Annotated in this window: 4 protein-coding genes; 1 reads left to right on the top strand and 3 read right to left on the bottom strand. The window is 68.2% G+C overall.

Annotated features, from left to right (window positions below):
- The 3 genes from ACWD3I_RS08970 to ACWD3I_RS08960 all read right to left on the bottom strand — a co-directional run.
- A partial coding sequence (locus ACWD3I_RS08970; protein WP_365402566.1) for an Eco57I restriction-modification methylase domain-containing protein occupies positions 1-3,482 on the bottom strand: 3,482 nt, incomplete at its 3' end.
- The gene (gene drmD, locus ACWD3I_RS08965; protein WP_365402563.1) at positions 3,482-6,730 is read right to left on the bottom strand and encodes a DISARM system SNF2-like helicase DrmD; all 3,249 of its coding nucleotides are present in this window, start codon (positions 6,728-6,730) and stop codon (positions 3,482-3,484) included. The genes drmD and ACWD3I_RS08970, both read right to left, overlap by 1 nt.
- Before the next feature lie 88 nt (positions 6,731-6,818).
- Complete coding sequence (locus ACWD3I_RS08960) at positions 6,819-8,537, bottom strand: serine/threonine-protein kinase (protein WP_365402560.1); 1,719 nt, start codon at positions 8,535-8,537, stop codon at positions 6,819-6,821.
- Between the two features lie 550 nt (positions 8,538-9,087).
- On the opposite strand from ACWD3I_RS08960, the gene ACWD3I_RS08955 reads away from it, so the two are divergent.
- Positions 9,088-9,840, top strand: a complete 753-nt coding sequence (locus ACWD3I_RS08955) for a hypothetical protein (protein WP_365402557.1) — start codon at positions 9,088-9,090, stop codon at positions 9,838-9,840.
- The last annotated feature ends 1 nt before the right edge of the window (position 9,841 follow it).

The raw sequence follows: 9,841 nt of genomic DNA, 5'->3' as shown, positions 1-9,841 counted from the left end.
CCGTTGAGGTAGGGGAAGAGGACGTCCTTGTTGCGGGGGTTGCGCTGGATGAGGTCGTGGGCCTGTTCGGGGGTGAGGATGAAGCCCTTACCCAGCACATAAGACCCGATGAACGCCGGTGGCCTCGCAACTGCCTCGTCATCAGGCACGTCAGACCCCCACCCCGCTACCAGACGGTACGGCCGCCCCGAAACCCGTGACCGTGGATCAAGCGACGAGGTGATACCCCGGACCACGACGTCGTCCAGCACACGAGTTGCCTCAGCGCCCAGGCTCGGCCTGGTAGTCCACACAGCGCAGTACTCCAGCGCAGCAGACCTCGAAGGCCAGCGCGCGCTCTTCACCGCTCGGCGTACCTCGATGCCGTCGTCGAGTAGCTGATCAAGTCCGACCTCCCGAGTATCGCCCTGGGCAAGGGTATTGGTAGCGATCAAGCCCGTCTGTCCGCGCTCGCTGAGTAGTTGGTGGGCGCGGAGCTCGAAGTACGCGACGAGGTCCGCGCTACCCCGCTGCCCACGCCCCAGCCCGAGCACGAGGTACTCGCGGTATGCCTGACCCAGAGTCCCCGTCAGCTTCTGGCCGCCGAGGAAAGGCGGGTTGCCGATGATCGCGTCGAAGCCGCCCTGCTCGGCCTCGAAGACCTCGGGAAACACGAGTGGCCAGTGCACGGGCAGACGGACGAAGCCGTCCGCGGGCAGGTCCTTGCTCAACCAGTTCAGGGCGCGCCTTCGCGCATCGTGAATCACCGGGTCGGAGTCGCGGACCGACTCGGAGGCGACCATGCCGGCCAGTTCCGCAGCCTGGATGTAGGTAGCGGTCTGCAATGAGTCACCGCCGCCCGCAGAGGCGAGGCCCGCTCCCGTCGTCAGATCGCCGATAAGTCGCAGGCGTTGCAGGTGCTCGTTGGTGGCCGCGAGCAGGCGTCGCTTCTCATTGAGGTCGGCGATGGAGTCGCTGTGGATGCCTGCGATGGCCTGCCGGTTGCCTGCCGCGCCGTGGACACGAGCGCGCGCCCGCTCGGTCCACCCCTCTTCGAAGGTTCCCCGGTGGAGTTTGCGCCCCGCCGCCGGATCGAGATGCACGCTTTCGATCTGCTCCAGATTGGCGATCCCCAGCAACGAGTCCCCCGCCACCAACCGGTCATCCAGGAACGTGAACGGCCGTTCCGGGTCCATGGAGATCAGCCACAGGGACAGCTTGGCCATCTCCACCGCCATGGGGTTGATGTCCACCCCGTACAGGCAGTGCTCGATGATCAGGCGCCGGGCGCGGACCATCACCGGGTCGCTCTCTGCGTCCGCGGCAGTCATTGCGCCCGTCTGGTCGCGGTAGCTGCCGCGGAAGGCCAGGGCCTCCTCGTCCTCTGCCTCGACCCAGGCGTCGACCAGACGGTCCGCGAGGTAGCGGCAGGCGGCGACCAGGAAGGCGGCCGAACCCATCGCAATGTCGGCGACCTTGAGCTTCAGGATGTCGTCCGCGCCGATGAGCTTCCACTGCTTGTCGTCCGCCGTCTGGAGCGGGCCCGGACGGTAGACGAGTGGCTCCAGTGCTCCCACGGCGACCTGTTGGGCCAGGACACGCGGCGTGTAGTGGGTGCCGGTGTTCTTGCGGAGGCGGGACTCCGTGACGTACAAGCCGTCCTCCGGGATCACCACCGGCAGACCGCGAAGGTCGTCGCGGAGGAGGCCGTGGAAGGGGAGGATGCGCTCGGCCAGGTCGCGGTCGTTCTCGGTGACCGCGAGCAGGCGGTGGGCGGCCTTGCCTCGCACCTGGTCGTCGCCAGGGGCGAGCAGCTTCTCCATCTTCGACGCCGCGGCCGGCGGCCTGGGGTCCTTCAAGTGCTCGTACAGCTTCTTCGACAGGCCAGGGAGGTTGGGCTTCTGGCCGAATACGGCGCGTGCGCCCACTCCGAACGGGGCGGCCAGTTCCTCCAGTTCGGTCAGGCTCACCTCGTGCTCCAGGCCGGGCTTGCCGATGAGACCAAGCACGGTGTCCTGGGCGCGCTTGCCGTCGTATGAGAGGAGGCCCTCGTAGACGTAGCCGATCTGCTCGACGTCGAGGGCGCGGAAGGTCAGCCGGCGCCGCTCCCTGTTGACGACGACGAACTGCACCGAGTCGAGGACGTGCAGGACGGTGCGGTCATCGATCGGGAGGAGGGAGGTGTGGCCGTCTGCGGCCCGCGTGGCGTCGTCGTCCGTGGCGTCTGCGCCCTCCGGCACCGCCTCCAGCCAGGGGAAGCGCTTCGGGTCGAAGATCGAGCCGTCGTACGCGGGCAATGTGAGCAGCGGGTGGTCCACTCCGCCGTGGACGGCGTGGAAGAGGGCGATCAGCCGATGCCAGGCGGCGGTGGTGTGGTCCAGGGAGTCCTCGCCGTCCGCGCGGCGGCGTTTGTCCAGCGTCTCGTACAGCCGCCCGGCCGAGTACGCCTCCGCGTAAAGCTCGTTGTCAGCGGGCAGCAGGCCCCGTTCCTCGGCGAAGAGGAGGAAGACGACGCGCATCATGACCGCGACGGCGCCCCGGTAGACCTCGCTCGCCGGTACGCCAGACAATCCCTTGCCGCCGCGTTTGACCATCCGGGCCTCGGCGCGGCCGATGGAGTCCACCAGGAGTTCGACGGCCTGACGGACCTGGATGCCAAGCGCCTCGGTGACGTCTTCCTGACCGTCCAGGCTCTCGCGCAGCAGCGCAGGGAGCAGTTCGTCCGCCGGCCGTCCGAAGAACCGGCCGCGGCGGAGGAGGGACACCCAGGCGCGGACCGCCACCAGGTCGGCCGCCTCGTTCCAGGCGATGGTGTCGAAAGTGGCGCTCGTCGTGACGCCGCCGGGCGGTGCCCAGACCAGGGACCACCAACGGCCGTCGGTGACCAGGCCCAGCTCGACGCCATGGTGGCGCAGGACGTGGGCGAGCCGGTCGACTCCGCTCGCCGCCCAGGAGTCGTCCCTGATACGGCGGGTCGGCACGGTGTCGGGCGGGAGGACCAGGCCGAGGATCGGCACGTGCTGGGCGGTGCCAGCAGTATCCGGTTCGGCGGTGGGGTTGGTTCCGGGGCGGACGAGGGCGAAGTCGGGGCGGACGGTGGTGTCGGCCCCGGGTGGGCTCACGGCGAACCGGTCCAGCAGCTTGTCGTTCTCGGCCAGGCTCTCGCCGCTGTCACCGAACTGTCCGGCGCCCTCCCGCAGATGCAGGGCGTCGTCCCATTCCAGCAGGGTGCGCAGCTGGAAGCCGATCCAGTCGAGGCGGCCGGCGCCCTTGCGGTCGTCCTGCCAGATGCCGTGGTGGAGGCGGATGTCGGCGCGGCGCCCGCTGGGCACGCCTTCCAGCTGTGGCCAGGTGCGCAGCAGGACCGGCAGGGTGAGGAACGGGCCTGACACCTCGACGAGGTTCAGCCAGTCCAGGTGCTGCTGCTTGCCGTCGGACGCCTTCGCGGCACGGATCGCGGCGGCGGAGGGGCGGCGGCTTCCGGAGCGCGGCGCGGAGCTCATCAGTATGCCTCCTTGGCGGGGATGACGAAGACGACGGCGACAGGGAAGAGATGGTCCTGCGGCTCGCGGTAGCGGGCGGCGATCGCGGCGAGTTCGCGCTCGCGTTCGTCCTCCACGCCATCGAGCCGGGTCCGCCAGCGTTTGCGGTCGTCGGCCAGCTGGCGGCGTTCGTCGGGATCCTTCAGCTCGTCCAGGCCGAAGAGCGTGTCCATCCCGCCTGTCGGGGAGGCCGCCGTGGCGGAGGAGGTCTCGCCGAGCCGGTTCCGCAGAGTGCGCTGGAGACGGTCGAGGGTGGCGTTGATGCGCTGCTCCTCGTCGGCCTGGCGCTCAGCCAGCCGGTCCATCAGGGACGCCTTGCGTTCCTTGCCGCGTGCGTCGACGGACTGGGTGAGGCCCTCGTATGTCTTCGGCCAGCTCTGCTGGAGGCGGTGGAGCAGGCGCTCCTTCGCGGGGCGGCCCTCGGTGAGCGCACGGTCCAGGATCGATGCGACCGCCTCCACGCCGCGCAGTCGACGCTGCCAGCCGTTGTCGCCGAGCCAGCCGCCCGCGTGCAAGATCTCCTCGTGGAGGCGCTGACCGTCCGTGCCGACCAGCACGAAGCGGGCGTACGCGCCAACGAACGTGGTCTCCAGAGCCGGGTCATCGCTGACGACGGCCGTGATCCGGCGCAAGTCGACGTTGTCCGCGTTCCACACGGCCGCGCGCAGGAGCCGCGTCGACATGGCTACCAGCGGATGGTTCAGATGGGCCAGCACGATGTCGGGGCGTCCCGAGGCTGCCTGCGCGTCGAAGGTGACCGGGCGCAGGACGTCGGGGCGGAGTTTGTCGGGCAGGCCGCGCGTGGCGCGCTCCCAGGAGCCGGTAAGCGGCGGCACGGTGTACAAGCCCTGCCGGAAGTCGTCCTCGGACGGCGCGTTCTCGTCGAGGCACGGCACGAGGGGCTGCTGGCGGGCCAGGTTCAGCGCGGTGTTGACTACGCGAGCGACCCGGTCCGGGGTGATGCCGAGTTCTACAGTCGTCTGCTTCAGCTGGGCGCTGAGCCGCCGCACCTGCTCGGTGACGTTCTGTTCGGCGTCCACCTTGCCGCCCGTGGGACGGCCCTTGATCTTCTTCGCGCGGGCGTGCTCGATGTCGAAGTCGTTGAGCTGACCCGTCATCCGCAGCTGGACCTTCTCGGCGAGCACGGCGTTGACCTCGCCGAGGTCCTCCTCCATCTGCGCGACCTTCCGCGCGATACGGGCCAGGAATTCCAGGTCGGCCTCGTACACATCCGTCCTGGCCTTGTCCCAGGCCGCGCCGACGAAGTGCATGATCTGCGGGTTGTATCGCTGGCCGTACCGGTCGATGCGGCCGATACGCTGTTCGAGCTTGTTGGGGTTGAACGGGATGTCGTAGTTGATCAAATGTCGACAATGATCTTGGAGGTCGATTCCTTCGCTTGCGGCATCAGTGGCGATGAGGATACGTACCGTGCCCTCAGGACTGGTGGGCTGCTCCTGGAATGCGAGCCGGATCTGCTCGCGCTCTTCAGCGTTCTTCCCGCCGTGGAGAGTGAGGACGCGGCCCTCCTGGGCCAGGCCCTCCTGCTGAAGCAGGTTCAGCAGCCAGTCCTGGGTGTCGCGGTACTCGGTGAACACGACGACCCGCTCGTTCCCCCACCTCCCGTCGGTGAGGCAGATGGCCTTGAGGGTCTTGACGAGCTCCTTGGCCTTGGCGTCAGGGGACGCCTGGTGGGCGTGGCCCCAGCGGGCCATCCGCTCCAGCAGCTCGGCCTCTTCCTCGGAAGATCCCGGGGTGACCGTGGCGGCACGGGTGATCGCGTCGTGCTCGGCCTCGGCCAGCTCCTCGTCGTCGAGCTCGGCCGCGTAGTCCTCGTACTGCGTGATCCACAGCGGGGTCTCGACCGGGGCCGGAACCTCCTTGTTCCCGCCTGACTTCGCCTTGGCTCGTACCGATTCGAGGTGGACGCCGACGGTGTGCGCGAAGGCGGCGGGGGAGGAGAACAGCCGCTTCTTCAGCAGCAGGGTGACCAGGTCGACGGCCTTCCGGCCGCCCCGCCGATCGGGCGTGACCCGCTTCTTGCGCAATTCGGCGTAGCGGGTGAGGAGGGCGTGGATCTCGCGCTCGGTGTCGGGGTACTCGACGGGCAGCGCCTTCGACTCGCGGACGTGGAAGCGGGGGTTGCCCTCCTCGTCGGTCACGGAGGTCTTCAAACGTCGTACGACGGTGTCGTCGAGGGCGGCCTTGTCCGGCTCGCCGCCGCGGAAGAAGCGCTGGTTGTCGATCAGTTCCAGCAGAGCCGTGTACGACTCCTGGTAGCCGTTGTGCGGGGTGGCGGAGAGGAACAGCCGGTGCTCGAAGTGCGGGGCGAGGCGCCGGATCAGCTTGGTCTGCTGGGAATCGACGGCGTAGATCTGCTTGGGCGCGCTCGGGGCGACATGGTGTGCCTCGTCCAGGATCAGCAGATCGAAGGTACGACGCCCGGGGCGGCCCGGGAGCTCCGTCGAGCCTCCCGGGGGTAGCACCTCGTCGATAAGCCTCTGCGCCTTGGGCGTGCGCAGCCAGGGGAGGCTGACGATGGTCAACGGGAACACTCGGAACGGGTTGGCAGCGCTGCTGTGCGTGCGGCGCAGTTCGGCGCAGCATTCCGAGTCGACCACGGTGAAGTCGAGGCCGAACTTGTCGGCCATCTCGTCGCGCCACTTGAGGGTGAGCCCCGCCGGGCAGACAACCATGACGCGGTGGGCCCGGCCGCGCAGCCGCAGCTCCTCGGCGACCAGTCCGGCCTCCACGGTCTTGCCGAGACCGACATCGTCGGCGAGCAGCAGATTGACGCGGGGGGCGCCGACGGCACGAGCGACCGGTTCCAGCTGGTACGGCTCGATGGCCACCCCTGACCGGAAGGGGGCCTGGAGCGTCTTCACGTCAGCGGAAGCGACGGCGGACCAGCGGACGGCGTCGAGGAAGGCCGCGAGCTGCTCCGGCGGGTCGAAGGCTCCGGTGGAGGCGTCGGGAAGGGAGCCGGCGGGGAGGACGCGGCGCCCCGGCTCGACCTCCCATATCACGGAGAGGGTGTCGCCGTAGCGGCCATCGGCAACGGACTGTAGATGCACCACGGTGACATCGCCGGCCGGGGCGGCTTCGACTCCGGACACCACCCAGTTCTGGCCGCGTACCTGGACGAGAGCGTTCTCCTTCGGCGGCGCGACGATTGCGGAGGCTTCGGAGGTACGGGTGGTTCCGGGCATGCGGACATCCTCCACTATCACTTTCGGCGAGACGGCGGCGCCTACCGGAGTGCTTCATCTTGACGAGCGATTCGTTCGTTTACCTAGTTCACATACTTTCTCTCCTGGTTGTGGATGGGCCGTCCGCGGATTCTGGCGGGAGGCGGAGCGCGCGGGTCAGTCTGCCCAGGCGGCTGACCAGACGCTCCACCTCGGCATGGGCGGGATGGTCGGGAGGCAGCGCGGTCCGTTGGTCGTCGGCGAGGTGGCGCAGAGCCTCCAGAGCCTCACCTGCCGAGCCTGAGCCCGCCAGGAGGGTGGCAATGTCCCGGCGGGTCTCCAACACCTCCGGATCCAGCGAGGGAAGCACCTCCTTCTGGAGATCGAGTGCCTCGCGAAGTTCCAGGAGGGCGGCGGAGTTGTGCCCGAGTCGGCCAAGGCAGCGGGCTGCCATCACCCGGCAAGTCGCGAGGTCCGCGTCCGGCGCGGAACGGGTCGACACGAGGGTTTCCGCGAGATCCAAGCAGCCCTCGCGTGCCGCTTGCAGTTCCTGCGCTTCGAACTGCAAGCGGAGGATGGCCAGTCGGCGGGAGACGACCTCTGGATGGGAGGAGTCGAAACGGGGCAGCACCTCGTTGAGGTCCTTGCCCAGCAACTCCAGTGCCTGTGACAACCGTCCCTCTGCCGCAAGGCGTTGCGCGCGCTCGCGCAGGTCCGCCGACTCTGCAGGCGGCCCGTCCCCGGAAGTGGACGGCGGTTGCGCTGGTTGAACGGGAGGTTTTGCCGTCGCAAGCGGGGCCGGGGCGCGCTCCGGAACGGGTGCGTGTGCTTTGTCCGGGGGCGGATCGTTCGAAAGGCCGGTGCCATCGTGCGGCCTCGGAGTTCCGGCGCGGGTGGCCTTCGGCACCGCCTGCTCGGCCCAGGGCGCGAGGGCCTCCCTGACTTCGGCTGCGTCCGCCGGTCGGTCCTCCGGGCGCTTCGCGAGTAAGCGGGAGACCAGATCGCACAGTTCGACTGGTGCGTCGTCGCGCAGCCGATCCAGTGGTACCGGAGTATCGGCGATGTGCTGAACCACCAGGGCCAGCGGCTCGTCGGCCGTGAACGGCGGTCGGCCTCCCAGGATCTCGTACAGCACGCAGCCCAGCGCGTACAGATCACTGAGGGGAGTGGCCGCCTGCCCCTTGCCTTGTTCTGGAGAGATGAAGCCCGGAGTTCCGGCCACCATGCCGGCGTCGGTCAACCGTGGCCCGTCCGGTGGTTGCAGAGCGGTGGCGATACCGAAGTCGAGGACGCGTACCGTGCCGTCTGTCGTGAGCATCACGTTGCGGGGCGTCAGATCCCGGTGGACGAAGCCGCGTCCGTGAGCCTGGGCCAGCACGGAGCACACCTGGGCGCCCACCGCGGCGGCCCACTCCACGGGAAAGGGTCCGCGCTGGGCCACCAGCCGGTCCAGCGTGTGTCCGTACACCCGCTGCATGACCAGATAGAGCCGACTCGCTCGATGGGTGCCCGCATCATGGATGACCGGTACGTACGGGTGCTCCAGCTTGGCCATCAGGCGTGCTTCTCTGGTGAAGCGGACGACGGCGGGGTCCTGCGGATCGAGCCTGCGCGGCATCTTGGAGACAGCCGTCCGTGGTGTCAGTAGCTTCACGGCCACAGACCGGTCCAGCCGCTGATCGTACGCCGCCCACACCTCGCCCATGCCACCTCTGCCGAGCAGCTCCGCTAGCTCGTAGCGGCCGTCGATCAGTTCGCCCCTCGTCAGGTGATGGTCCCTCATCGTCTTCCCCGTGCCCTTTTGTCGCCCCGGGGTGCCGGTGGTCACGGAGAGGCCGAGCCATACGGCGCCTCCCCAAGGTGTATACGCACCCGGTCCACCGCGAGCCATCACGGTGGGTGCATGGTCGCTAACGATCCTAGGTCAGCACGAGCGGACCGGGGAGCGGACGAATAAACCGAGGGTCTCGAAGCTCCGAAATCCTTCACCGGCGCCCCGCTCCACGAGAGTTCCCTGCACTCAGGAGCGGTGTACGAATCACGGTGCTACACCACAAGGGGACGTGACAGAGTGCTGGGGACTTTCACAGACGCGCCGCATGTACGGGTTCGGGGCAGGTCGCGGGGCTAGCGAGATTGGCCCTTGCGTCGTGTGCCCTGTTGTCCGTGCTCTCTACAGTGCGGCTCCTGACCACGTATCAAATCAGGAACCTCCGGCTGTCTGATCCAGACGACACCAGTCGCCTGAAGGCCGCTTGCGATCCAGGTACGGTCACAAGTCGTCATCCGACACACGGGCAGTCGGCGCACGGGATGGCCACGCCAGCATGGATTGCACGGTCGTGCACGAGAACACGGTGCAGCGAGGGGTGAAACCCATGGCCAAGCTCACTGAGGAGCAGAAGCGGCAACGAGCCGCCAAGCGTGCTCTGCGCTCAGCCCTCGAGGCCGAAGCGGATGACCGGCGGCGCCGCGAGCGGGATGAGCAGTGGGAGCGCGAAGGTACACGTCTCAGCTGGGCGGAGTACGTGGCTGGTGAGCCCTGCCGCGGTTGCGGACTGCCCATGACGGATGAGCTGGGGAGCTGGCCACCCCTCCTGAAGTTGTCCGACGCGGAGAAGCTCGAATACGAGGAAGCCAACCAGAAGTTCCGGGAGCGGCACGTCGACTGCCGGGACGCCCGGTGGACCGTCAGCGGTTCTCGGGTAACGCACTGCTGTTTCTGCTGCCCGCCACCACCGATGGGGCCGAAGCAGGTGGAGAAGCTCGCCAGGCTGTTCGCTTCCTGGCCCTCACGGGAGGAACGCAAGAAGGATCTCGATACTTGGGACCTCACTCTCCGTTGCGACCATGTGGTGCCACACATTCAGCATCGCGAGCACAGCTACATTTCTACCCGCGTCGTCGACTGCCCAGAGTGCGGGGAGCGTCGCGGCGTAGTGAGCAGTGAGCAGGTAGGGCCAGCATATCGCGATGACGGGACCATCCGTGAGCGGGCGGCAGCTGATCGAGAGAGGCTCGCCCGGGAATTGGCAGCCGCCGAGGCGAAGTTGGCCCGTCAGCAGAAGAACGCGGCGGCAACCCAACACCGCATCGCCGAACTCCAGGAAGAGCTCGGCAGTGAGTCTTGAG

The organism is Streptomyces sp. NPDC002817, assembly GCF_053592055.1.
This window is presented reverse-complemented; position numbering and strand designations above follow the sequence as displayed.